This is a genomic window from Litorilinea aerophila (assembly GCF_006569185.2).
Taxonomy (GTDB): Bacteria; Chloroflexota; Anaerolineae; order Caldilineales; family Caldilineaceae; genus Litorilinea; species Litorilinea aerophila.
In genome coordinates this window covers 80,614-105,438 of the sequence record NZ_VIGC02000019.1, presented here as the reverse complement: position 1 = coordinate 105,438, position 24,825 = coordinate 80,614, and the positions used below count along the sequence as shown (strand labels likewise).

The window sequence follows — 24,825 nt, the reverse complement described above, 5'->3', positions numbered from 1 at the left end:
GCAAAAAGGGCATTTTTGATTTTTGAACGCAAAGGCGCAAAGGTGCAAAGGCGCAAAGAAATGCAGGAGAGAGTGGCCCTCATCAGCGTTCATCTGCGTGGGTAAGTGTCCTATTTGACCCTTTTGCAGCAGAGCCATGACCTCATCCCTGATCGTAGGTGCGGATGAAGTATTCCGCCTTCTCCACCAGGGAGCGATTGCCGATGAAGAGGGGCGTCCGCTGGTGCAAGCCCTGGGGCTGGATGTCCAGGATAGGCCGATGGCCGTCAGAAGCGTATCCGCCGGCCTGTTCGGCCAGAAAGGCCAGGGGAGCCGCCTCGTAGAGCAGGCGCAGCTTGCCATGGGGTTTGTCTGGATCTTTGCTATCGGCCGGATAGTAGAAGATGCCGCCGGTGAGCAGGTTGCGGTGGAAGTCCGCCACCAGGGAGCCGATGTAGCGCAGGGAGAGTTCTTTGCCTTCTTCGTTCTCGCCCTGGAGCCAACGGGTAAAGCGGCGCACCCCCTCCGACCAGTAGCGCTCGTAGCCCTGATTCACGCTGTAGTACTTGGGCCGGGCCGGGATGCGGATGTTGGGGTGGGAGAGGAGAAACTCGCCGATGCTGGGATCCAGGGTGAAGCCGTGTACCCCCTGACCCGTGGAATAGACCATCATGGTGCTGGAGCCGTAGATGATGTAGCCGGCGGCCACCAGGTCCCGCCCCTTCTGGAGGCAGTCCTCCAGGGTGCCCGGCCCTTCCTGGCTCTTGCGCCGGTAGATGGCGAAGATAGTGCCCACGCTGACGTTGAAATCGATGTTGGAAGACCCGTCCAGCGGGTCGTAGAGGAGCACGTATTTGCCGGTTTTGAAACGTTCGGGGATAGGGATGATGTCCGCCTCTTCCTCCGAGGCCATGACGGCCAGGCGCCCGGTGTGGTCGTTCAGCCGGAAGATGGTACGCTCTGCGAAGCGGTCCAGCTTCTGCACTTCCTCTCCCTGGACATTCTGTTCCCCGGTGCTGCCCAAAATGTCCACCAGGCCGGCCCGGGTGGTGCGGCTGGCGATGATCTTGGCAGCCAGGGCCAGGTCATACAGCAGGTTGGTCAGGGTCCCCGTGGCATCGGGAAAGCCCCGCTGCTGATCCAGGATGAACCGTTCGATGGTGGTGATCTGATTGGGGAACTCGCGCAGTTCGGTCATGGCCTCTCCTCCAGGTGGGTGGTTCTGCTCAATTGATGCCAATCTGCCCGGGCAGGGCCAGAAACCCTGCCCGTCTCCTCCTGATTGGCATCATATCACATCTGCCAGGCCCGTGGCGCGGTCAAATTGCACGAGGTTTGATAGTGGAAGGTCTACGGCCCAGGGGCAGCCGCCATCCCCTGGGCGCCGTAGAGCCGGGTGTAGTGGTACAGGTTGGCCACCACCGCCTGGACGTAGACCCGGGGCTCGCTGAGGGTCAACATCTCCACGAAGAGGGCATCGTCTGCACCGCTGGCCTCCCGCCAGCGGGCCGAACGGGAGGGACCCGCGTTGTAGCCCACCAGGGCGGAAATGGGATTGCCCTGGAGATAATCCTGCACCCAGCGGAGGTAGTAGGCGCCAAACTTGACGTTGATATGGGGACGGTAGACCAGTTCGTTGCGATAGTTGGGGAAGCCCAGTTGGGTGGCGATCCAGTGGCCCGTGTCCGGGATGATCTGGGCCAGGCCCTGGGCCGCAGCCACCGAGATGGCGCCCTCTTCAAACAGGCTCTCCTGGCGGATCAGGCTGTAGAGCAGCAACGGGTCCAGGCCGTTGGCCTGGGCTTCCGGGGCGATCAACTCCCGGAAGGGCTGGGGATAGGCCCGTCGCTGCAGGAAAATGGGGGCATCTTCCACCAACCGGGCCGGGCTGAATTCCAGCAGCCGGGCCATGGCCATCAAGCTGAGCCGGTAGGTGCCCAGGGCTTCAAAGGTCAGGCTCATGGCGTAGAGCGCGTGGGGATCGTCCCGATGGCGGTTGTAGAAGCGCTCCAGGGCACTCAGGGCGGCAGCGCGCTCGTCCAGATCCAGCAACACCCGACCCAGGGCCAGGTCCGGATCCTGGGCGGCCTCCTCCGGCAGGGAGCTGAGGCTGGCCGGCTCCACCCCCAGCCAGCGGGCCAGCCACGCTTCGGCAAAGGCCTGGCTGCCATCATCCCCAGGCAGGGTGCTGGCCGGGCCGGCAATGTGATCCATGTTGTCCAGCAGAGCGCCGCCGGCCAGGGGGATCTGGGCCAGGGACGCGCCGGCCAGGATGCCGTAGTAGATGTCGGGCGCCCGCTCGTGGAGGGTTTGCCAGGCGGCGTGGGCCTCTGCCTGGCTACCGGCCGCCTGATGGGCCCGCCCCAGCCAGAAAGCCACCGCGTCCCAGCGATACTCTGGATAGTCCCGCTGCAGGCGCTGGAACATGGCCACGCTCTCGGCGTACAGCCCCTCCTGGTAGGCTCCCAGGCCGATGGCGTAGAGCCCCGCTGGCGCGCGTGAACTGTCGGGAAACCCGTCGGCCAGGGCCAGGAAATCCACCGCGGCTTCCAGCCGGTTTCCCTCTTCCAGGGCCAGCAGGCCGCTGCGCCAGAGGGCCTCTGGCGCCAGCTCATGATCGGCGTGTTCCCGGGCGAAGGTGCGATAGGTGCGGCGGGCCTCCACCCGGTCGCCGGCTGCGGCCTGGGCGCGGGCTTTGTCCAGCCAGGCCTGGCCGTAGCACGAGCAGGCCGGATAGTTGGCCAGCAGGTGGTCCAGGGCCTGGATGGCAGCGTCATAGTTGCCCAGCCCCAGGTAGGCCTGTCCCAACCCCAGCCAGGCCAGATCGGCCCGATCCCCGTCCGGCCCCGCCTGTTCCAGGTAGGCCTGGAAGGCGTTGACCGCCGGCAGCCAGGCATTTTCCCCCAGCAAGGAGGCCTGAAGGTCGATGTAGCCCCGCAGGTACAGATCGAAGTCCACCTGCCGGTTGACCAGCTCCACCAGGGCGTAGTAGGCATAGCGGCTGGCCGGCGCCTCCTGGGTAGCTGCCTGCCAGGCCTGGATGGCGCCGGCCTCGTCGCCGGCGTTGGCCAGGGCCAGGCCAGCCTGGTATTGGATCTGGGCCCGGTAGGGCGCGTTGCGAGCCACGGCCAGGATGTCGCCGTAGACGGCAGCCGCCTCCTGGTGGCGGGCCTGCCCGCTGTAGACGGCGGCCAGCGATTCCAGCAGGCCCACCTGGTGAACCACATCCCCTCGCCGGGCCGCGGTGTCGGCTGCGCCGCGATAGGTGGCCACGGCCTCGGCCAGGTTGCCCACGGCCAGGTAGGCCCGGGCCAGATCCGAAGCGATCCACTCCACCGCGTCCGGGTAGGCGTCCAGGAAGCGCTGGTAGGCCGCAATGGCCTGGGGATTGTCGCCCAGCCCCTGATAGGCCTGGGCCCGCAAGTATTCGGCCTTGTGGCGCAGATCTTCCTGGCCTGCCACGCCAGCGGATGCCTGGCTGGCCAGCGCCAATTCAAACTCCTGATCCAGCTGGTCCAACGCCGCCAGGGCCTCCTGGTAGTACCCCTCCGCCAGGTACGCCTTGCTCAGGTGATAGCGAGCCTGCAGGCGGATGGTCCCGGTGATCTCGGCGGCCAGGGAGGAGAGCTGGGCCCGGGCCGCGGCGTAGTCCCCATAGCGGTGAAGGCGCAGGCTTTCAGCCAGGCGCTCGGCCGGGGAGGCGGGAGTGGGCGTCGGCGTAGGCGGCGAGGAGGGAGCAGGGGTGGGCGTTGGCTCGGCGGGCGGTTCAACCGGGATCGCCGCTGTGGCCGCTTGCGTCGCAACCGGGGAGGCTGTCGAGGTCGCGGCTGCGGCCGCCACAGCGGTGGAAAGTACGGCGGTGGGCGTAAAGGTGGGCATCAACGTCCCCTGGCGACCCTGGTCTGGCGCGTTGGGGGAAGGGGGCATGGAAGCCGCCGGCGTGGCCATGGGTCTGGGAAAGATACCGGTTATGTGCAGCCCGGTCAGGACGAGCACAACCGCCACGGTGGCGACACTGGCCCACAGAACGAGCCGTTCGGACCGGCTGAGCCGGTTGTAAAAATTCATCATGCGGGATTTGTTTGTCGTTTCCTGGTCAAAACGGTATCATACAACGGCGATCCTTGGGGCCCTCCGTCCCCCGGAAACCGGAGCCAGCGGTGGCCGGTTTCCGGCTCGAAGCAGACGCCACCGACGGCGCCCCTGCCCGGGGCCATGGCCCCGGGTATTGTACCCTGAAAAGCTCGATGGACTGAATCATCATAGGTGGGGCCACTTCCTGACGCCAGTCGGTGCCCGGGCCTTTCAGGAATAGCCCGTTGTCAGATGCGACTACGCGGCGACGTAAAGCAACCAAACGGTGACAAAGCCGATAGAGACGAATCAAAAACGAGTGAGTAGACCATGACCGTTGCGACTCCCATGGAGAAACATGCCCGGTATGAGCTGGTGGTCGGCATGGAAGTCCACGCCCAACTGCTGACCCGCTCCAAGATGTTTTGCCGCTGCAGCACCGACTACGCCGGTGCGCCGCCCAACACCCGGGTCTGCCCTGTCTGTCTGGGTATGCCCGGCTCGCTGCCGGTGATCAACCGGGCCGCGGTGGAGGCCACCATCAAGACCGGGCTGGCGTTGAACTGCGAGATCGCGGAAACTGCCGTCTTCGCCCGCAAGAACTACATGTACCCCGACCTGCCCAAAGGCTACCAGATCAGCCAGTTCGAATTGCCCCTCTGCAAAAACGGCTGGCTGGAGATCGAGCTGGAGGACGGCAGCACCAAGCGCATCCGCATCCGCCGGGCTCACCTGGAGGAGGACACGGGCCGCTCCGTCCACGTGGGCGGCTACTCCCTGGTGGACCTGAACCGGGCCGGCGTCCCCCTGCTGGAGATCGTGACCGAAGCCGACATCAACAGCCCGGAGGAAGCCTACGCCTATCTCACCAAGCTGCGCACCATCCTCCGCTACCTGGGCGTCAACAGCGGCGACATGGAAAAAGGAGCCCTGCGCTGTGAGCCCAACATCAGCGTCCGCACCCTGGAGCAGAAGGCCCGGGGGGAGTACGGCACCAAGGTGGAAGTCAAGAACCTGAACAGCTTCCGCTCTGTGCGCAACGCCATTGCCTACGAAATGGCCCGCCAGATTGCCCTGCTGGAGGCCGGCGGCACCGTGGAACAGGTCAACATGGGTTGGGACGAAGCCCAACAGCGCACAGTTCTGCAGCGAAGCAAAGAAAGCTCCCACGACTATCGCTACTTCCCCGAGCCGGACCTGCCGCCCCTGGCCGTCAGCCGGGAATGGGTGACCGAGATCGCCGCCACCCTGCCCGAGCTGCCCGACGCCAAGCGGGCGCGCTATGAACGGGAATGGGGCGTTCGCCCGGTAGAGGCCCGCATCCTCACCGACGAGAAGCTGGTGGCCGACTATTTCGAGGCGGCGGTGGCGGCCTATGGCACCGAAGCGGGCAAGCCCCAGCGCATGGCCAACTGGATGACCGGCGAGTTCTTCCGCCTCCTCTACGCGGACGGCGAGGGCCAGGACCTGCGCCAGATTGCCGATGTGAAGGTGCAGCCCCACCAGCTGGCCGCCCTGCTCAAGCTGGTGGATGACAAAACCATTAACGCCAACACGGGCAAAAAAGTTCTGCAGATCATGTATGAGACCGGCGAAGATCCCCAGGCCATTGTGGCCCGGGAAGGGCTGGCCATGGTCAGCGACACCAGCGTCATCGACCAGGCCATCCAGGAGATCCTGGAAGCCAACGCGGCCGAAGTCGCCCGCTATCGGGCCGGAGAGGCCAAGCTCTTCGGGTTCTTCATGGGGCAGGTCATGCGGGCAACCCGGGGCAAGGCCGATCCCAACACGGCGCGCCAGCGGCTGCAGGAATTGTTGGACGGATGAAGGGGATGCAGGAACGGCCACGAAGCGCAGCTGCGCCTGCGACCTGGTGCCCGTTTTCGTCGGGGCGGACCTTCGTGTCCGCCCGCTGCCGCCACGCCCAGGCGGATGAAGGCACGGGCGACGGCTGCGCAGCATGTAGGGGCGAATCATGATTCGCCCCGCCTACGACATGGCACCCGTTCCCGTAGGGGCGGGCCTCCGTGCCCGCCCGCTGCCGCCACGCCCCAGGCGGATGAAGGGATAGCGACGAGCTGCGCCTACCAGGGATGACGATGTGGATGGGTATTTTACGCTGGGCGGGGCAATCAAAGGCGAAGGAAGTGCGGCCAGTGGATCGGACAGGATTCGAACCTGTAACCAAGGAGTTATGAGCCCCCTGCTCTGCCGTTGAGCTACCGATCCAGGTGAGCGGGTAGCGGGAATCGAACCCGCATCCTCTGCTTGGAAGGCAGGAGCTTTGCCATTAAGCTATACCCGCAAAAGTCGGGGAGATAGGATTCGAACCTACGACCCCAGCGTCCCAAACGCTGTGCGCTACCAGACTGCGCTACTCCCCGTTATCTCCAACCCATAGTTTGCCATAAACGCGCCAATTTCACAAAACGGTGCGCATCATTTTGGGGAGAATCCCCTGGCAGGGAGCGCTGTGGGTGCCGGATCTAACGCACCCACTGAATGCCCTGCTCGTGCCAGTTATCGATGTTCCCCTCGATTTGAGCCAGCAGGCGGGCATCGCCCCCGGTGCTGGGCACCGCCCAGATGGCCCAGGCGCCATTCCGATTGCTGAGGAAGGCCACCCAGCGTCCGTCCGGGCTGACCGCCGGCAACACATCCACAGCCGCCTCCGTGGTCAGCCGGGTCACCTGGCCGCCGCTGGCATCCACCCGATAGATGTCGAAGTTGCCATCCCGGCCATCGCTCATGAAGGCCACGAAGCTGCCATCCGGCGCCCAGACGGGCCGGGTATCAGCCGGCACCGTGGTCAGGGGTTTGCGATCGGCCCCGGTCCCTGTCATGGTCCACAGCCCGCAGCGGTTCCCTGTCTCATCGCAGCCCCGGAACACAATCCGATCCCCTGCAGGCGACCAATCGGGCGACTCGCCGAAGCCCATGGAGGTAGCCTCGGCGTCCACATCGGCCCACATCACGTAGATCCGCCAGCGGCGATCTCCCTCCCGATTGCTGGCAAAGGCCAGGCGGTTGCCCTCCCGATTCCAGCTTGGCAGGCTGTCCTCGGCGAATTTGGTGAAGCGGAGACTCAGGCCCGTGGCCGGGTCATAGCCGGTGAGGCCCCGCATGTCGTCTCGCAGGTTGCGGTAGACCAGGCGCTGGCCGTCGGGGCGGAGGGCCGGCTGCTGGCCGTCGCTGACCAGGATAGTGGGTGGACCGTCGCTGCCAAGGGGCTGTAGATAGATGTGAGTCTGCCCGGTCACTGCATCCACCGCGGAATAGAGCAGGCGACCGGACAGGCTTCCCCCTGCCGGCGCAGCCGACGTGGATCCCGTCACCGGTGCGTCGGTGGCAATGGCGGCGGGGGAAGTCTCTGCAGCCTGGGTGGCCTGGCCGGGGGCGGCCGTACCTTCGCCAGGATCCACGGTGGCGGCGGTGGGGGGATTTTCGCACAGGGCCTGGAGTTCGTCCCGACGGGCGATGCTGCCCGGCCGCACCTCCAGCCCAATGGCCGCGGTGTATTCCTCCGCCGCCAGACACCAGGCGCCGTCGTCAGCCAGGCTCTCGCCGTAGGCATAGCGGGCCGTCACCAGTCGCTCCGCCACATCTCGATAGCTGGGATCCCGCTGGTAGAGCTCTTCTAACATCTGGACCGTGCGGCCCCAGTCCACGCCGTAGTAACTGAGCATATCCAGGTATTGGGCGGCCTGGGTGCGGGCAGCGCGGAGTTCGGACGCGGTCGGGCGCAGGGCCAGGGCCTTGTCCACCAGGGCCAGGGCTTCCTCCAGAAGGCCAGCCTGATCCTTCTCTGCGGCCAGGTTCACGTAGGCGTTGAAGAGCATCTCCTGGACCCGCTCGGGCTGGAAGGCCGGGTCCTCCGCCTGGAGACGCAGCAGGATGTCAATGGCATCCTGCCAGCGGCCATGGGTATACGCATCCTGGGCAGCCGTCCAGGCCGCCTCTTGGGGAGGCTGGTCCGGGCTGGCGGGGGCAGCGGTGCCATTGGTGGACGTCACGGGGGCCGTGCCGGCCAGGGTGCTGCCGGCTTCCCCCTGGCCGCCGCCGGCCATCTGCAACAGGCTTTCGATGCCGGCCACCGCGGCGGCGTTGCCCGGATCCAGCATCAATACCCGCTGGTACTCGGCCAGGGCGGCTTCCAGGTTGCCTTCCGTGCGGTAATCGGTCGCCCGCTGCAGGGCGATCCCCACCTGCTGGCGCCGCTGAATTTCGATCTGTCGCTGGCCGGCCTGGATGCCCAGCACCACGGCCAGGACGATGACCGCCGCGGCCAACACGGTGACGGGGCCGATTACCCACAGTAACCACGACGGAAAAATGGTATTGGGACGTCGTTGTGTCATGACGGATCACTCATCTCGTAGGAGATCCAGCGCTGCCCCTGTTGGTCCTCCACCTGGAGCTGCCACTGCTGAACCTGGGGCAGGATGGCTCCGTCCACCGGGAGCACGCCCTGGAAAGGCGCTTCCGGGCTGGCTACCACAGCCCGTCGGGCCACCGGCACGCCATCGGCCAACAGGTTGATGACCCCGTTCAGCGGCCGGGTGGGATAGAGGCCGACCTGGAAGGCGTCCGCGGTGCGGGCCAGGTGCAAGGCCAGGTTGGCATTGGCGGTGGTCAGGTCACCCAGGTCGACCACGGGATACCATTGTTCTTGCCAGGAGATAGAGGCGCCCCCGGCCAGCCGCGCCTGTTCAAAAAAGCTGGGTGCCAGCCCGCCGTGCAGCTCCACATAGGCCGAGTCGTCGTCGGTGAACAGGTCGCTGCCCAGGGCGTTCTCCCAGCCCAGGCCGAATACCTTGCTGCCCCGCATGATCTCAGGCGGATAGATTCGTACGGCGCCGGCATCGTACCAGGGATCATAGACCGCGGTGAAGGGTCCGTGGGCGGCAGGATATTCGAAAAAGCCCAGGTACTCCCGCCAGTTACCCAGTCGGCTCAGGTCCCGCCCCTTGTAGTGGGGCCAGGTGAAGAGCAGGGTAGGGCCGGTCAGATCCGGGTTGGCGGTGCTGTGTACGGTCATGAGCTGCCCTGGCAACACGAAGTGCAGGTCCGGGCTGGGCCGATTGCCGGTGCCGGGCGCCAACATGGCCGTCTGCCAGTAGTCGAACTGCAATTCATCCGGGCTCAGGTTCGTAATCGTCGGTGCAACCTCCAGGCTGGCGGACCCGGCGCGCAGGGTCACGGTGATGCTGGCATGGAGCAGGCGGCCATCCCGCGGGGTGGCCACTGTCACCGATGCCACGGTATCGCTTTCTTGTAACGCCCGGTAATCCCAGGGAGTTCCCCAATCGTAGCCATGCTCGATCACGGGCAGGTTCCACTCCAGGCCGCCCAGGGCAAGCCAGCCGAGCTGCTGGGGCGGCCCCCAGGGCGATGGCTTGACCACGTTGTTCTGGTAGAACATGCGATTGCCGCTGGGCTTGTGGAGCACCTGCCAGATGCGGCCGCCCAACTCCGGCAGGATCAAGACCTGCAGGTAGCGGTTCTCCAGGATGAGCAACTGGTAGGTCTGGGGGCTGGGCTGGGGCGCCTGCTGCCAGAAGCGATCCCGGTCAAAGCGCCGGTAGGGCCAGCGGTAGGCCGGATCCACGGCCTGGCTCTGGTACTCGGCGAAGGGGTAGGTGGGCAGGGTGACCGAGCTGGCATAGAAGATGACGGTATCCTGGGCTGTGGGATCGGGCCGGCTGCCCGGCTGGCCAGACTGGCTCGACGATGAATCCGGCGGCTCGACGGTGAGGAGGCGACGACCTTCGCCGACTGCGCCGGCCGTGGTGCGGGCCTGGCCGATGAGCACGTAGGAGCCGGGCTCACCGGCGGTCCACTCGAAGGAGAGCAGGCCTCCTGGCAACCGTTTTACGGCACGCCATCCGGTATCCGCGTCGTCGATGGCCAGGCGGTAGGCGTCCACGGGCTCCTGGCTGATGGCCCGCACCACGATGGTGACCGGATCTCCGGGATAGATGGGGGTGGCGGCGCGAACTTCCACCGTGACGATGGGGGCCGAGGAATCGTGCTGGGGAAGGGGCCGCCGGGCATCCTCCCGGGCGATTGTCTCGGCCTGGTTCAAGACAGCAGGCGCCGACAGGCCTGGGGCACAGCCCAGCAGACTCCACGCCAGGGTCAGGAGTGTCGCCCACAGCAACAGGGGCCGGATACGCCAGGCCCGGAAAACGGATCCACAGGTAGCATCTATTCGCATGGTGTGCATTATACAACCAGGCTCAGGGCTGCTCCCAAAAGCAACCGGGCCCCTCCGCGGCTCCCCCCAGGGAGGCCAACGGAGCGGGCCCGGTGTCAGGGCGTCCACAGCGGGGCCTACCGGCCTCGCCCTTTCACGTCCATGCCGGGTCAAGGCCGGGCATGGCTCAAGCGTGGGCCATCTCCTCCAGGCCAGCGGCCCGGCGCAACGCGTCGGCCCGGCTGGTGTCCTCCCAGGGCAGCTCAATGTCATCCCGGCCGAAGTGGCCGTAGGCCGCGGTCTGGCGGTAGATGGGTCGGCGCAGGCCCAGGTCCCGGATGATGGCACCGGGCCGCAGGTCGAAGTGCTCTTCGATGAGCCGGACGATCTGCTCGTCGCTGATCTGGGCCGTGCCGAAGGTTTCCACGTTGATGCTCAGGGGCCGGGCCACGCCGATGGCGTAGGCCAGCTGGATCTCGCAGCGGCGGGCCAGCCCGGCTGCGACGATGTTCTTGGCCACCCAGCGGGCCGCATAGGCTGCGCTGCGGTCCACCTTGGTGCAGTCCTTGCCGCTGAAGGCGCCGCCGCCGTGGCGGCCCATGCCGCCGTAGGTGTCCACGATGATCTTGCGGCCAGTGAGGCCGGCGTCGCCCATGGGGCCGCCCACCACGAAACGGCCCGTGGGGTTGGTGAAGATGCGCAGGTCCTTGTCCACCAGCTCCTGGGGCAGCACCGGGTCGATGACGTGCTCGATGAGGGCCTGGCGGATCTCCGACTGGGTCACGTCGGGGTCGTGCTGGGTGCTGATGAGCACGGTGTGGATGCGCTTGGGTTTGCCGAAGGCATATTCCACCGTGACCTGGGTCTTGCCATCGGGGCGCAGCCAGGGCAGAATCCCCTCCTTGCGCACCTGGCTCAGGCGGCGGGCCAGCTTATGGGCCAGGTAGATGGGCATGGGCATGAGGGTGGGGGTCTCGTCGCAGGCGAAGCCAAACATCATCCCCTGGTCGCCGGCGCCGATGGTCTCCAACTCATCCTCCTCCATCTGGCCTTCCTTGGCCTCCAGCGCCTTGTCCACCCCCATGGCAATGTCCGGGCTCTGGGCGGCGATGGCCACCTGAACACCGCAGGTGTTGCCGTCGAACCCTTTCTTGCTGCAGTCAAAGCCGATGTCCCGGATCACCTGCCGCACCAATTGATCGTAGTTCAGCTCAGCGGTGGTGGTGATCTCCCCCAGCAACATGACGAAGCCGGTCTTGATGGCTGTTTCACAGGCGACCCGGCCGTAGGGATCCTGGGCGTAGACGGCATCCAACACCGCGTCGCTGATCTGGTCGCACATTTTGTCTGGATGGCCTTCGGTCACCGATTCGCTGGTAAAGAGCAACTTCGGCGCCGTCATAAAGGTGGTCATAGGGTCATCTCCTTTGTACTCATCCGTTTCGTTCGCATGGTTTCATTCCCACCGCTCGCACCGGCTTTTGCCGCCACGGGCAAGCGGGAGCTCAATGGCCGGTGCCCAGGGCCCATTCGTTCAGGTAAGCCTCCTGCTCGGGCGTCAACGTGTCGATTTCCACGCCCATGGCCTTGAGCTTGAGGGCCGCGATCTCCTGGTCGATGGCCTCGGGGACGTTGTAGACGTTTTTACCCAGCTCGTGGGCGTGTTTCAGGAGGTACTCGGCGGCCAGGGCCTGGTTGGCGAAGCTCATGTCCATCACCGCGCTGGGGTGCCCCTCTGCAGCCGCCAGGTTGACCAGGCGACCCTCGCCGGCCACGTAGAGGCGCCGGCCGTCGGCCAGGGTGTACTCGTCCAGGAAATCCCGCACCCGGGTCACCTGGGTGCTCATGGCCCGGAGGGCTTTCAGGTTGATTTCCACGTCAAAGTGGCCGCTGTTGGCCAGGATGGCGCCGTCTCGCATGACCTCGAAGTGATGCTTGTCCAGCACGTGGATGTCGCCGGTGGCGCTGCAGAAGATGTGGCCAATGCGGGCCGCCTCCAGCATGGGCATCACCCGAAAGCCGTCCATCACCGCTTCCAGCGCCCGCAGGGGGTTGACCTCGGTGACGATGACGTTGGCGCCCATGCCCCGGGCCCGCATGGCAATGCCCTTGCTGCACCAGCCGTAGCCTCCCACCACAAAGTTCTTGCCGGCCAGGAGGATGTTGGTGGCCCGGATGATGCCGTCGATGGTGCTCTGGCCGGTCCCGTAGCGGTTGTCGAAGAAGTGCTTGGTCATGGCGTCGTTGACCGCGATGACCGGGAAGGCCAGCTTACCCTGGGCGGCCATGGCCCGCAGACGAATCACACCGGTGGTGGTCTCTTCCGTGCCGCCCACCACGTTGGGCAGCAGCTCCTGGCGCTGGGTGTGGAGCATGGCCACCAGATCCATGCCGTCGTCCATGGTGATGTGGGGCTCGATGTCCAGGACGGCGTTCAGGTGCTGGTTGTACTCCTCCACCGACTCGCCCTTGATGGCGAAGACGGGCATCTCGTAGTAGGCCACCAGGGCCGCGGCGATGTCGTCCTGGGTGCTCAGGGGGTTGCTGGCACAAAGGGCCACCTCCGCGCCGCCGGCGATGAGCACCCGCATCAGGTTGGCCGTCTCTGAGGTGACGTGCATGGCCGCGGCGATGCGCTTGCCCTTGAAGGGCTGCTCCTGGCGGAAGCGCTCTTCGATCAGGTCCAGCACCGGCATCTCCTTGGCGGCCCAAGCCATGCGGAACCGTCCCCGCTCGGCCAGGTTGATGTCGGCGATGTCGTAGTTGCGGTCTTTGGTCATGGTCGTCATGCAATCATTCTCCTTATAGTTTGGTGTTCACGTAGTTTGGTGTTCACGTGATTTCGTGTTCAGGTTGTGTCCGATGCCTTCCACAAACGGGCAGTGGACCGTGAAGCCCAGGCGGGTGTACAGGCGGCGGGCCCCTTGGTTGCGCTGATCCACGTTGAGGACGATGTGAGCCACGTCCAGGCTGCGGAGCTCCGCCACCACAGCCTGGACCACGGCCGCCCCGTATCCCCGGCCCCGACAGTCCGGCCGGGTGTAGACATTGCCGATGGCCGCCACGCCCTGGCGCCAATCCACGATATGGGTGCCGCCGGCGGCCAGCAGCCGGCCCTGGTCATCCTGGATGCCGTAAAAGACGCCGTTCTCTACCTGGTAGGGGTCGAAGGCATCGGGCGCAAAGTCACCGCCATGGGCATACAGCGCCCGCAGCCGTGCCCCGTCCGCGGGCGTCAGCCGGATGGGTACGACGTCCGGGGCCGTTCCAGCCGAGGCCGGCGCCACCGGTACAGTCTGGCGTAAATACCCCGGCAGAAATTCCGGGTGCCCTCTGGGCGCACTCCCTCTGGTGGAAACGCTCGGCGAATTTCTGTCGGGATTTACCAGGGCCATGCGCAGCATGGGGCGCACATCTCCGCCGAAGTCGTAGCGAGCCTGGAGGGCCGGCAGATGTTCCAGCCGGGCGCTCATGTAGATGGTCTCCGGCAGCGGGGCCTGATCCAGGGCCGCCTCCACCCCGTCGACGGTTCCAACGGTCAGCAGCACCGGGGGCGTCAAGCCGCTGAAAAGGAGGATCAGCCCTGGCCCTGCCGGCGAGTCGGCCAGGTACCAGCGACAGTAGGGCGCAAACTGGGGCTGCAGATCGGCCAGGCCGTAAGCCGCCCAGAGGGGATCGGCCATCAACACAGCCCGAATCGCGGCCAGCTCGGGCGTAGCCGCCTCCGTCGAGAAGCTCACGGCGTAGCGGCCTGGCGCTGCTTCAGCCGGGCCAGGGCCGGCTCCGGGCCGAAGTATTCCTCGTACCGGGCGATGAACTCGTCGATGGTGAAACGATGGGTAGTGGTGCCCATATGTTCCAGTGCGTAGGCGGCACAGAGTGCCCCCACCCGCCCGCAGACCTCCCAGGGCAGGCCGGCCAGGCGGGCGGCGAAGAAACCTCCCCGGTACGCGTCGCCAGCGCCGGTGGGGTCATCCACCCGACTCACCTGGGCCACGGGGATCTCGTAGGCCCGGCCGTCGGTGTAGATCACGCTGCCCCGTTTCCCCAGGGTCAGGACCAGGGTGTCCACCTGGCCTTGAATCTGCTCCAGGGACCAGCCGGTCTTGTTCTGGATCATGGCCAGCTCATACTCGTTGCACAACAGGTACGAGGCACCGGGGATGCTCTGCTCCAGCTCTTCCCCGCTCAGGCGGGCGATCTGCTGGCTGGGGTCGTAGGCATAGGGGATGCCATGGGCCTTGCACTCCCGCGCGTAGTTGAGCATGGCGGTGGGATCATTGGGGCTGATGAGGACCAGGTTGGCGTCGGTGAGCTTGCGGTCTGCCAGGCCGTAGTGGCGGGCATGGCCCATGGCGCCGGTGTAGAAGTTGGCGATCTGGTTCTGGTCCAGGTCGGTGCTGACGAAGAAGGTCGCGGTCAGCTCGTCTGGGATCTCGATGATCTGGTCGGTACGCAGACCCTGCTCCTCCAGCCAGCGGCGGTAGTCGCCAAAGTCATGGCCCACGGTGGCCAGGATCACGGGATCCGCGCCCAGCAGTTTCATGGTGTAGGCGATGTTGGCGGCCACGCCTCCCCGTTCCCGGCGCATGGAATCAGCCAGGAAGCTGACGCTCAGATTCTCGATCTGGTCGGGCAGGATATGATCCCGAAAGCGCCCCGGGAAGCGCATCAAATAATCGTAAGCAACGGAACCGGTGATTACACAGGTCATCCAGGTCATTCCTTTCAACCACAGTTTGGCGCAAATGCCACGGCAGACATTCGGTGCCCCGACCTCGGGCGAAGGCCATCGGCGAATTGCTGCCGGGATTTACTACGTCTCGTCGGCGCTCAGCCACTGCACCAGGCCGGGCGGTGTCTCATGCTCGGCCAGCCGATCCAGAAGGGTGATCGGCGTGTCGGCCACCACGAAGAGCTGCCGATACAGGGGGGCGATGAACCCTTCGGCGACCGCGTGGTCGATCAGGGTCAACAGGGGGTCGAAGTAGCCGGCCACATTCAGGATGCCGATGGGCTTGCGGTGGATGCCCAGTTGGCCCCAGGTGATGCTCTCGAAGAGCTCCTCCAGGGTGCCGAAGCCGCCGGGCAGGGCGATGAAGGCGTCGGCCAGGGACGCCATGGTGGCCTTGCGCTCGTGCATGGTGTCCACCACGATCCACTCCCCGACCGGCTCGCCGCTGGTCTCCCTGGCTGTGAGGGGGTGGGGGATGACGCCGATGACTTCGCCCTGATGCTGTAAGCAGGCCCGAGCCAGTTCGCCCATCAGGCCGACGCTGCCGCCGCCGTAGATCAGGCGGATGCGCCGGGCGCTGAGCTCGCGGCCCAGTTGGGCCGCAGCCTCCCGATAGACCGGGCGGGTGCCGGCGCTGGCGCCACAAAAGACGCAAACACTGGTCAGGTGATTCATGGTCGCTCGAGTTATCTACCGTTGCCGTCGCCGGGCTGCAATACGCGCTTCCGCAGCTTCCTTGGCCTTGCGCAGGCTTTGGGTAAAGGGAGGATAGCAGACCCCTTCTTCGGTGACGATGCCGGTGATGTAGCGATGGGGGGTGACGTCGAAAGCCGGGTTGTAGACCGGCACATTTTCCGGTGCAATGACCGTCTCGCCGATATGGGTCACCTCTTCTGGCCCCCGCTCCTCGATGGGGATGTGATCCCCGTCGGGCAGGTTCAGGTCGATGGTACTGGTGGGCACCACCGCGTAGACGGGGATGCCGTTCTCTTTGGCCACCACGCTCAGCTTGTAGGTCCCGATCTTGTTGGCCACGTCGCCGTTGGCGGCCACCCGATCGGCGCCGAAGATGACCACATCCACCTGGCCGGTACGCATGAGGTGGCCGGCGGCGTTGTCGGCGATGAGATGCATGGGCACTTCGGCCCGCATCAGCTCCCAGGCGGTCAGGCGGGCGCCCTGCAGCCGGGGGCGGGTCTCGTCCACCCAGACGTGGATCCGCTTGCCCTGCTCCTGACAGGCATAGATGACGCCCAGAGCGGTGCCGAAGTCCACCGCGGCCAGGGCGCCGGTGTTGCAGTGGTGGAGCACGTTGGCCCCGTCCGGGATGAGTTCGGCTCCGTGGAAGCCCATGCGGCGGTTGATCTCCACATCTTCATCGGCGACGGCCTGGGCTTCGGCCAGCAAGGCCTGGCGCAACGCGTCCACATCGGCCTGGGTCTGCTCGGCCAGGGTCAGCAGGCGGGCGGTGGCCCAGGAGAGGTTGACGGCGGTGGGGCGGGCCGCGTCCAGGGTGGCCTTGGCGGCCCGCAGGTCGGCCAGGAGACCCTCCCGGTCGGTGGCCTGGCTGCGCAGCGCGGCCAGGGCCATGCCGAAGGCCGCGGTGGCGCCAATGGCCGGCGCGCCGCGCACATACATCTCCCGAATGCTCCGCGCGATCCCCTCGACCGTGTCAAACTCTGCCAGGACAAAGGTGCCCGGCAGCAGCCGCTGGTCGATCATTTTGACCTTGTTGTCTTCCCAAAATACTGTGCGCATGGCTTCCTTTCTGGACCTTTCAAAAAGGGACTTTCAACATTCAAAAAGGGGAATGTTTGGCCCCCACCCCTTCGCCCAATGAAAAAACCCTCCGGTCGAGACCAAGAGGGTGCAACGTCGCTCGATTGCATGCAGCCGGATCACGCACCGGGGCTGCCCATCCAGCACGGATCACGTCGGCACCCATCTTGAAAGTCAATTGCCATGTGTATCACAATCCATCGCTGCGGTTCCCATGCCCCGCTCCCTGACGGGAGAGCAGGCGGGCCGCCGTGGTCGATGGAATTGCACACCTGGCAACCGGATACCGGGACTCCAGTGGGTTGCCGATGGGAGAGTTCCCGCAGGCCGGCCCTGGACATCTGTCCCGGCCGACCGGGTCACCTGCTCCCTCACGAATTGGGCTTTCGTCCCAATCGTGAAAAGGTTAGCATATTCGTATAGCTGTTGTCAAAAATGGGGAAAGAGCAGGGACCGGGAGGGCTGTTATTCCGGGCGATGGCTCTGGAAGGTCTTGAGACCGCGGCCCTCGCCGGTTACCCCCTGTTCCACCGAGAGGGCCATGCCCAGCAGAATGGCGATGGCAATGGAGGCAACCCCCAAGAGCAGGGTGAAGATGGTGAAAACTTGATCTGCCCGATCCTGGGTGACAGCCGGCTCCTGGGGGGATGGCTGGTCCGCGGCGGCGAGGTCGGCCTCGGGTTCCAGCACTGTGACCACCTCCGCCAGATTTTCCTCAATGGTTTCCAGTTGCTGATCCACGTCATCCAGGAGTCGGGCCACATCACTCCAGGCTTCGCCTTCCTGGGCTGGATCGGGCGCGGCGCGCACGTCGGATAACTCGCTCTGGATCGCGTCGGTGGTCTTCTCCAGGTCCTCCAGGTTGACCTGGACGCTCCCGCTGAGCTCGGCCACCCGCTGCTGCAGCCAGAATTCCCGCAGCAAAACCGCGATGAGCAAAAGAAGGGCGACGACAAAGATGGTGAGGGCGGTGACCACAATGCGGCTGAGAATGCGATCCGGGTCGGCGCTCATTTTGGTATCCTCCGGCAGAAGGGCCTACCCACCTGAGACACCCATGTTGCATCCATCTGTCCGCCAGTATAACGGATGTCTGCCATTTTCAGTAGTTCACGATTTCGACGCGGAGGCGGCATCCTCAGATGCCGGGCCAGGCGGAACGGAACCGCATCTGAGGATGCCGCCTCCGCAAATGGGCCACCATCGTGAAGTTCTGATTTTGGAAAACATGGGCCGGGAACAGCCGTCCATGCTCGATGTCACATTGCCAAGACATACCCGGAAATCAGCCATGCCGGTGCCAGAAATAGACACAGGTGGGCTGATGGCGTGTTCAGCCCACCCATGTCTGTTGGAGCGGAAAGGGAAATCAGGCCGCCGTCTTTTTGGGTTGCAGGCGGCCCAGAGGCAATTTGCGCCGCAGGTTGCCCAGCCAGCGATGTCGGGTCACGCTGGAGATGAAGTAGAGCGCCCAGGCGATGGCCAGTCCACAGACAATGAGGATGGCGCGGCGGGTGCCGGGCGCCAGCGGTGAGACCACAGCCTCGATGGGTGTTTCGGCCCGGGAAATGAGATAGACGTTGGAGCCACGGGTGACGTTGATGCGTGCCTGGCCTGGGGGCAGATCAAAACTCAAGGTGTAGTAGGCATCCCGGCCACTACCCTGACGCTTGGCCGATTCGGCCAACCCCAGATCGCTGCTCTCGATCCGGAAGGTGCCGGTCCGACCCTCCGAGCGCATCTCGATGGGAATGGGCTCGGTGCCCAGGTTGGTGACCAGCACCGTGCCGCTGCCAACCGGGAACATGATCTTGGACCCGGTATATTTGGTCGGCCAGACGGCCGTGAAGGCCCAGTAGGCCGCCCCCACAATCACCAGCACAGCAAACAGGACCTTGAGTTTCTGTTTCATCCTTCTTTCCCCCTATCTTGAACCGGTAGAACACGCCTGGTTGCACTGCCCCCGCACCGTGTCGGGTCACGTGGGATTCTGCAAGTGGTATTGACAGATTACCACCCGGCTGTGTCAGGCGTATATCATGGCTGTTCAGCTTTTGAAACAGGGTGTGACAAAGCTGAAAACAGGGAGGTCCCCCCTGGGCGGCAACCGCCCCGGGGCGGGTTCAGGGGGAGGAGACTGGGGGTAGAAAGAGGGTAATGGTGGTGCCGCGTCCCGGTTCGCTGTCGATTTCAGCCCGCCCTCCGTGACGCTCTACGATGGCTTTGACCAGGGCCAGGCCGATGCCACTGCCCGCGATTTTTTCCATCTGGGGCGCGCGGTAGAGCTCCTCCCAGATGTGGGGCAGAGCTTCGGGCGGAATGCCGACACCGGTATCCGAGATGCGGACCATCAACTCCTGCTGGGCCACCACGGCAAGCTCCACCGTGTCACCAGGTCGGGTATACTTCCAGGCATTGTCGAGCAGATTGTTGACGGCCAGGGTCAGCAGATCCTCGTCGAAGATCCAGGTGTCGTGGGCCGTTTCCACGCGATATTGGAAGTGGCGCTGGCCGGACTCGAATCGCTCCTGCTCCATCTGAAGGATATTTTCCACAAACCCGGGGATTGAAACCGACTGCAGGTTGAGGGGATGGGTCTCCAACTCCGCCAGCTTGCGCAAGTCCTGTACCAAGCGGCTCAGGCGCAGGGTCTCAGCTTCCAGCGTCTCCACGATCTGGCGCTGGCGTGTATCCAGGGAAGTAAGCGCCAGCGTCCGCAGGCCGGCCCGCAGCGCGGTCAGGGGATTCTTGAGCTCGTGGTCCAGACGGCTGAGGAAACGGCGATGCTCGGCCAGGGTCTCCTGGCGGGCCTGCTGGATGCTGCGCTGACGCAGGTGCCCCATGGAGATCTGGACGATCCGATAGATGGCCGCGGTCAAAGCGGCGCTCAGCAGGGCGACCATCACCACCACGTCCACATCTTCGGGGACGAGAACCCAGGCGTTGACCAGAACCACCCGTCCCAGCACCAGCAGGCCCAGGACGCCCAACAGCAGGGGCAACCAGTAGCGCCGGAGGAAAAGGTGGATCATGGCTCTGGCACCACAGGGGCAATAAATCGATAGCCCGCGCCCGGCACCGTCTCGATGAAGCGAGGGCGCGATGGGTCATCATCCAGGGCCCGGCGCAGCTCGGCGATGCGGGTATCCACCACTCGTTCGCCCACGGCACTTTCCCACCCCCACACTGCATCCAGCAGCCGCTCCCGGGTGACCAGCTCGTCGGGGTGGAGCATGAAGTATTCCAGGATGGCAATGGCCTTGGGGGTCAGGGGGACTTCACGGCCGCGGACATAGACCCGGCGGGCGCTTCGATCCAGCGACACGTGGTCGCTGCGCAGGCGCCGGGCGGCATGGAGAGGTTGCTGCCCGGCCTGGGTGCGCCGCAGGATGGCCCGGATGCGCACCACCAGCTCCTGGGGATCGAAGGGCTTGTTGAGGTAGTCATCGGCCCCTTCTTCGATGGCCATGATGCGCTGCGCCGTCCCTGTGACCTGGGTGAGCAAGATCACCGGCGTCCAATCCCCGCGCCGGCGGAGCTGACGCAAAGCTTCCCGGCCGTCCAGTTGTGGCATCAGCACATCCAGGACGATCAGGTCGGGGCGCTCCTGGGTCACCCGCTCCAGGGCTTCGAAACCGTTGCGGGCCGTCACCACGTCGAAGCCCGACAGCTCCAGGAAGGTCTGCAGGGTGGAAATGATGGATACTTCATCGTCGACCAGCAAAATTTTGGGACGGCTTTCGGGATACATGGCAGGCAGCGGCGGGCCCAGACGCCCAGGCAGAACCGACGCCGTCCAAGACAGCGCCGGCACCGAAACAGACTCGCATGGACCGAATCCATGGGCCGATCATAGTGTGCCATAGGGCCGGGGGCACGACAAGCTGTCCGGCAGGGAGAAATGTCGGCGACTCCTTCGCCGCGGCGACCTGAGCCAGAAACTTATGGACCTCTGTTGCGTAATGAAAGCGGAACCCTAAACCGCACAGCAGAGAAAGGAGAAATCTTCAGCCATGGCCCTTCAGTACGAAATCATCGGGACAACTCTGCCAGTGGCCGTCATCAAACTGGCTCCGGGCGACCGCATCTACTCTTCCTCCGGCGGCATGAGCTGGATGTCCCAAACGGTGGAGATGGAGACGAACACGGGCGGCGGCCTGGGCAAGATGTTCAAGCGCGCCCTCACCGGCGAGTCCCTCTTCATCGTGGACTACTACGTGAACCAGGGCGAGGGGGAGATCGCCTTTGCCGCCGAATTTCCCGGCAAAATCCTGGCCCTCTCCCTGGCTGACGGCCAGCAGATGATTGTCCAAAAGGACTCATTCATGTGCGCCGAGAAGAGCGTGGACCTGGACATGCACTTCCGCAAGCGGCTGGGCGCGGGCCTCTTCGGCGGCGAAGGGTTCATCCTGCAGAAGTTGACGGGCCCAGGGCTGGCCTTCGTCAATTTCGACGGCGAGATCCTGGAAAAAACCCTGGCGCCGGGGGAGCTGCTGCGGGTGGACACCGGCCATGTGGCCATGATGGAACCCACGGTGGACTTCGACGTGCAGATGGTGCGGGGCTTTAAGAACATCCTGCTGGGCGGCGAGGGCCTCTTCCTGGCCACCCTGCGCGGGCCGGGGAAAGTCTGGCTACAGACCATGCCCATGAGCAAGCTGGCCAACCGCATCGCCCAGTTCATGCCCCAGGTGGGCGGGCGGGGCGAAAGTGGCGGCACCAATATCAGCCTGGGTCAGCTCTTCGGCGGGGAATAACTGAGCCCACTTGAAGTCGATACCTGCCGTGCGTGCAAAGCGGCGTAAAAAAGCGGCGTAAATATGTCTGCGAATTTCGGTGGTGCGTGGCCCGTGAACGGGTGCACGCACCACGCCAGAAACCATTAGTTTATTGACCCCAGGCCGCCCGATACTCAGGTCACTTAGGTCGACTTCTTCCGGCCTTTCTTCTCTTTGCGCGCCTGGGCCGGCGGCACACTGACCACCGTCTGCACCTTCTTCCGCCGGGACCGTGTCCGGGGAGCCGGCGCATCGTCCAGGAGAGAGGGCTGCACCGCTCCAGTGTCGTCCGCCCCTTTCCCGGATTTTTCCTTGCCGGCCCTGGCATTCCCAGAGCTCTTTTTCCGGGTTGATTTTTTCCCGGTTGTCTCTTTTCCGGTTGTCCCTTTTTCAGGCGCTTTTTTGCGGGTCGATGGTGGCTCGTCGACGGAGGCGGCGTCAGAGGCAGCCTGTCGGACGGATGCTTTCTTCTGCCCGGCCGTCCTCCTGGCCCGGGCCGGTTTGACGCCGTCCGGCTCCTGGTCATCTGAAGCAGCTTCCCCGGCTGTGTCTGCCTGCTTTCCGGTGTTGGGGGCCTGGCGGGCTTTCCCGGAGGCAGCGGACTGCTTCGAGCGGCCCTCCTCCTTCGGCTTCCCTTTCCCCCGGGCACGTTTCCCCCGCGCCGGGCGGCCATTCGTCCCGTTGGAGCTGGCGGGTGCATGTGGCGCTGGCGTGGCCACCCCTTCATCCTCGCCGACAGGGGCAAGCTGAGGGGGCGCCAACACCCGCCTGGCGGCCACCAGCGGATTGCCGGCCGATACCGGGATCACCTGCCGGCCCTGGACGTTGCGCCCCATCTGGGGAATGTCGCCCACAGCCATGGGCCTGGCGGCTCCCCGCGCGGTGATGAAGACGATCTGCTGTTCCTCCACCGGTGGGGCAATCATCAACGCGGCGATGAGGGGGCCCGTCTTGGCTGTGGGCTTGTGGGTGACGATGCCGCCGCCGTAGCGCCCCTGGCTGCTGTACTGGTCCAGGGGTGTGCGCTTGGCGTAGCCCATCTCGGTCACGGTGACCAGTTCGCCCTCGGGTTCGACCACCGCGGCGTGGATGACCCGATCGCCCTTCTTCAGCTTGATGCCGCCGACACCCCCCGCGGCCAGCCCCATGCTGCGCACATCCTCCTCGTTGAAGCGAATGGACTGCCCCCCGGCTGTGACCAGGATCACCTCCTGGTTGCCCCGGGTCAACAAGACCCAGCCGAGCCGGTCTTTGTCGTCCACGTTGATCACCGTGGGGTCCGAGGCCGCGGCGGCCAGGAAATCCGCCAGGGTGACCCGCTTGACCACGCCCTGTTCGGTCACCAGGAAGAGGTAACCCGGCGGCGCTTCCTCGCCTTCCAGCCGGGGCAGAGCCACCGCCGCGGTGATCTCGTCCCGGCGGGTGAAGTCGGTGAGCTCGGCCAGGTGCCGGCCGCTGCCGTCGGACGGCAGTTCGTGGACCGCCACCCGCCGACAGCGGCCGTCCTTGCTGAACAGGTAGAGGAAGTCCCGGGTGTTGGCCGTGAGCAGGGCCACCTCGCTGCCCTTGCCGATCTGGCGCAGGGTGGTGGCGCTCAGGCTGGAGACATCCTGCCGGCGCAGCTCACCGCCCGCGCTCACCGAGATCCAGACATCCTGTTCGGGCAGCAGGTCGGTGGAGGTCAGGGTGCCCTTGGTGCGGTCCACGATCTGGGTGCGCCGTTCGTCGCCGTACTTTTCCCGGATGGCCAGCAGCTCCTCCTTGATCACGGCCAGCATCTTGCCCAGGTCGGCCAGCAGCTCCTCCAGGTAGCGGATGCGCTGCTGGAGTTCCTTGTATTCGTCCTGAAGGCGGCGCCGTTCCAGCGCGGCCAGGCGGCGAAGCTGCATGTCCAGGATGGCCTGGGCCTGGGTGACGGTGAAGCCAAAGTTTTTCACCAGGTTGTTGCGGGCCGTCTCGACGCTGCGGCTACGCCGGATGGTGTCGATAACCTCGTCCAGGATGTCCAGGGCGCGCAGGAGCCCTTCCAGGATGTGGGCCCGCTCCCGGGCCCGGGCCAGGTCATACTCGGAGCGGCGGCGCACGATCTCCTGGCGGTGCTGGATGAAGAGATGGAGCATCCGCTTCAGGCTCAGGGTACGGGGCTCTCCATCCACCAGGGCCAGCATCTGCATGCCGAAGGTCTGCTGGAGGGGGGTGTACTTGAACAGGTCCGCCAGCACGTCCTTGGGGTCGGCGTTGCGGGTGAGCTCGATGACGATGCGCATGCCCGTGCGGTCGCTCTCATCCCGCAGGTCGGTGATGCCCTCCAGCTTGCCATCCCGCACCAGGCTGGCGATCCGCTCCAGCAGGCTCACCTTGTTGGTCTGGTAGGGGAGCTCGGTGACGACGATGCGGCTGCGGCCCCGGCTCATTTCCTCGAAGTGGGCCTTGGCCTGGACCACCAGCCGGGCCTTGCCGACGGAGTAACCCTGGGCGATGACGTCCAGGTTCTCCTCGCCCTTGGTGTCCTGGCGGTAGCGGTAGAGGATGCCGCCCGTGGGGAAGTCCGGCCCCTGGATGAACTGGAGGAGTTCATCGACGCCCATCTCGTCGACCCGGTCATAGTGGTCGATCATGTAGGCCAGGGCGTCGATCACTTCCCGCAGGTTGTGGGGCGGGATGTTGGTGGCCATGCCCACGGCGATGCCGCTGGCGCCGTTGACCAGGAGGTTGGGCAGGGTGGCGGGCAGGATGTCCGGCTCCAGCAGGGAGTTGTCGAAATTATCGTGCCAGTCGACCGTGTCCTTCTCCAGGTCGGCCACCATGAGGTTGCTGATCTCGGCCAGCCGGGCCTCGGTGTAGCGCATGGCGGCCGCGTTGTCGCCGTCGATGCTGCCGAAGTTGCCCTGGCCGTCGATGAGGGGGTAGCGCAGGCTGAAGTCCTGGGCCATGCGCACCATGGCGTCGTAGACCGCGCTGTCGCCGTGGGGGTGATATTTACCCAACACTTCACCGACGATGCGGGCGCTCTTCTTGTGGGGCTTGTCGTGGGTCAGGCCCAGGTCCCGGTACATGGCATAGAGGATGCGGCGATGCACCGGCTTGAGGCCGTCCCGCACGTCGGGCAGGGCCCGGGCCACGATCACGCTCATGGCGTAATCCAGGTAGGCACTCTGCATCTCGCCGACGATGTCGGTTTCTCGAATCTGGCCGATGTGGCCGTTGGCCGCGATTTCTGTAGGTAGGGTCATGGTTTCGCTCTGTCTGCTTACTTCGTTGCCGTCCCGGACGGGTTACCAATG

General features: G+C 65.2%; 17 protein-coding genes and 3 tRNA genes. 2 read left to right on the top strand and 18 right to left on the bottom strand.

Features of this window, described 5'->3' with window-relative positions:
* Nucleotides 1–142: 142 nt before the first annotated feature.
* Nucleotides 143–1,177 carry a class 1 fructose-bisphosphatase gene (gene fbp / locus FKZ61_RS15010; RefSeq protein ID WP_141610940.1) on the bottom strand — a complete coding sequence of 345 codons (1,035 nt, stop codon included), beginning with the start codon at nucleotides 1,175–1,177 and terminating at the stop codon, nucleotides 143–145.
* 152 nt (nucleotides 1,178–1,329) lie between these two features.
* Complete coding sequence (locus tag FKZ61_RS15005; RefSeq protein ID WP_141610939.1) at nucleotides 1,330–4,050, bottom strand: transglycosylase SLT domain-containing protein; 2,721 nt, start codon at nucleotides 4,048–4,050, stop codon at nucleotides 1,330–1,332.
* A gap of 333 nt (nucleotides 4,051–4,383) precedes the next feature.
* Here FKZ61_RS15005 and gatB point away from each other — a divergent pair, with 333 nt between their 5' ends.
* Nucleotides 4,384–5,880 carry an Asp-tRNA(Asn)/Glu-tRNA(Gln) amidotransferase subunit GatB gene (gene gatB, locus FKZ61_RS15000; protein ID WP_141610938.1) on the top strand — a complete coding sequence of 499 codons (1,497 nt, stop codon included), beginning with the start codon at nucleotides 4,384–4,386 and terminating at the stop codon, nucleotides 5,878–5,880.
* Nucleotides 5,881–6,210: 330 nt separating this feature from the next.
* Here gatB and FKZ61_RS14995 read toward each other — a convergent pair.
* The 15 genes from FKZ61_RS14995 to FKZ61_RS14925 all read right to left on the bottom strand — a co-directional run bounded on the left by FKZ61_RS14995 (nucleotide 6,211) and on the right by FKZ61_RS14925 (nucleotide 20,514).
* A tRNA-Ile gene (locus FKZ61_RS14995) sits at nucleotides 6,211–6,282 on the bottom strand.
* A 5-nt stretch (nucleotides 6,283–6,287) separates the two neighbouring features.
* Nucleotides 6,288–6,358, bottom strand: a tRNA-Gly gene (locus tag FKZ61_RS14990).
* A gap of 5 nt (nucleotides 6,359–6,363) precedes the next feature.
* Nucleotides 6,364–6,437, bottom strand: a tRNA-Pro gene (locus FKZ61_RS14985).
* Between the two features lie 102 nt (nucleotides 6,438–6,539).
* Nucleotides 6,540–8,411 carry a PD40 domain-containing protein gene (locus FKZ61_RS14980; RefSeq protein ID WP_141610937.1) on the bottom strand — a complete coding sequence of 624 codons (1,872 nt, stop codon included), beginning with the start codon at nucleotides 8,409–8,411 and terminating at the stop codon, nucleotides 6,540–6,542.
* Nucleotides 8,408–10,270, bottom strand: coding sequence for a DUF5107 domain-containing protein (locus tag FKZ61_RS14975; RefSeq protein ID WP_170199779.1), 1,863 nt, complete (start codon nucleotides 10,268–10,270; stop codon nucleotides 8,408–8,410). The genes FKZ61_RS14980 and FKZ61_RS14975 overlap by 4 nt, the downstream gene beginning before the upstream one ends.
* A gap of 166 nt (nucleotides 10,271–10,436) precedes the next feature.
* On the bottom strand, nucleotides 10,437–11,663 hold the full coding sequence (gene metK / locus FKZ61_RS14970) for a methionine adenosyltransferase (protein ID WP_268252019.1): 1,227 nt from the start codon (nucleotides 11,661–11,663) through the stop codon (nucleotides 10,437–10,439).
* A 91-nt stretch (nucleotides 11,664–11,754) separates the two neighbouring features.
* Nucleotides 11,755–13,038, bottom strand: coding sequence for an adenosylhomocysteinase (ahcY, locus tag FKZ61_RS14965; RefSeq protein WP_211358576.1), 1,284 nt, complete (start codon nucleotides 13,036–13,038; stop codon nucleotides 11,755–11,757).
* A 27-nt stretch (nucleotides 13,039–13,065) separates the two neighbouring features.
* A complete protein-coding gene (locus FKZ61_RS24320) occupies nucleotides 13,066–13,989 on the bottom strand; it encodes a GNAT family N-acetyltransferase (RefSeq protein ID WP_141610935.1) in 924 nt (307 codons plus the stop codon).
* Nucleotides 13,986–14,963, bottom strand: coding sequence for a carbohydrate kinase family protein (locus FKZ61_RS14955; protein ID WP_141610934.1), 978 nt, complete (start codon nucleotides 14,961–14,963; stop codon nucleotides 13,986–13,988). The genes FKZ61_RS24320 and FKZ61_RS14955 overlap by 4 nt, the downstream gene beginning before the upstream one ends.
* A 102-nt stretch (nucleotides 14,964–15,065) precedes the next feature.
* Nucleotides 15,066–15,659 carry an LOG family protein gene (locus FKZ61_RS14950; protein WP_141610933.1) on the bottom strand — a complete coding sequence of 198 codons (594 nt, stop codon included), beginning with the start codon at nucleotides 15,657–15,659 and terminating at the stop codon, nucleotides 15,066–15,068.
* 15 nt (nucleotides 15,660–15,674) lie between these two features.
* Complete coding sequence (gene mtnA, locus FKZ61_RS14945) at nucleotides 15,675–16,742, bottom strand: S-methyl-5-thioribose-1-phosphate isomerase (RefSeq protein WP_141610932.1); 1,068 nt, start codon at nucleotides 16,740–16,742, stop codon at nucleotides 15,675–15,677.
* A gap of 486 nt (nucleotides 16,743–17,228) precedes the next feature.
* Nucleotides 17,229–17,777 carry a hypothetical protein gene (locus tag FKZ61_RS14940; RefSeq protein WP_141610931.1) on the bottom strand — a complete coding sequence of 183 codons (549 nt, stop codon included), beginning with the start codon at nucleotides 17,775–17,777 and terminating at the stop codon, nucleotides 17,229–17,231.
* A 355-nt stretch (nucleotides 17,778–18,132) separates the two neighbouring features.
* Nucleotides 18,133–18,675: a hypothetical protein gene (locus FKZ61_RS14935; RefSeq protein WP_141610930.1), complete on the bottom strand. Its 543-nt coding sequence runs from the start codon at nucleotides 18,673–18,675 to the stop codon at nucleotides 18,133–18,135.
* A 211-nt stretch (nucleotides 18,676–18,886) separates the two neighbouring features.
* Entirely contained in the window at nucleotides 18,887–19,795 is a 909-nt protein-coding gene (locus FKZ61_RS14930) for a sensor histidine kinase (protein WP_141610929.1), read from the bottom strand.
* Nucleotides 19,792–20,514, bottom strand: a complete 723-nt coding sequence (locus FKZ61_RS14925) for a response regulator transcription factor (protein ID WP_141610928.1) — start codon at nucleotides 20,512–20,514, stop codon at nucleotides 19,792–19,794. Before FKZ61_RS14925 ends, FKZ61_RS14930 begins: the two co-directional genes overlap by 4 nt.
* Before the next feature lie 262 nt (nucleotides 20,515–20,776).
* Here FKZ61_RS14925 and FKZ61_RS14920 point away from each other — a divergent pair, with 262 nt between their 5' ends.
* Nucleotides 20,777–21,520, top strand: coding sequence for a TIGR00266 family protein (locus tag FKZ61_RS14920; protein ID WP_141610927.1), 744 nt, complete (start codon nucleotides 20,777–20,779; stop codon nucleotides 21,518–21,520).
* A gap of 164 nt (nucleotides 21,521–21,684) precedes the next feature.
* Here FKZ61_RS14920 and gyrA read toward each other — a convergent pair whose 3' ends face one another.
* Complete coding sequence (gene gyrA / locus FKZ61_RS14915) at nucleotides 21,685–24,774, bottom strand: DNA gyrase subunit A (RefSeq protein ID WP_141610926.1); 3,090 nt, start codon at nucleotides 24,772–24,774, stop codon at nucleotides 21,685–21,687.
* Nucleotides 24,775–24,825: the final 51 nt, after the last annotated feature.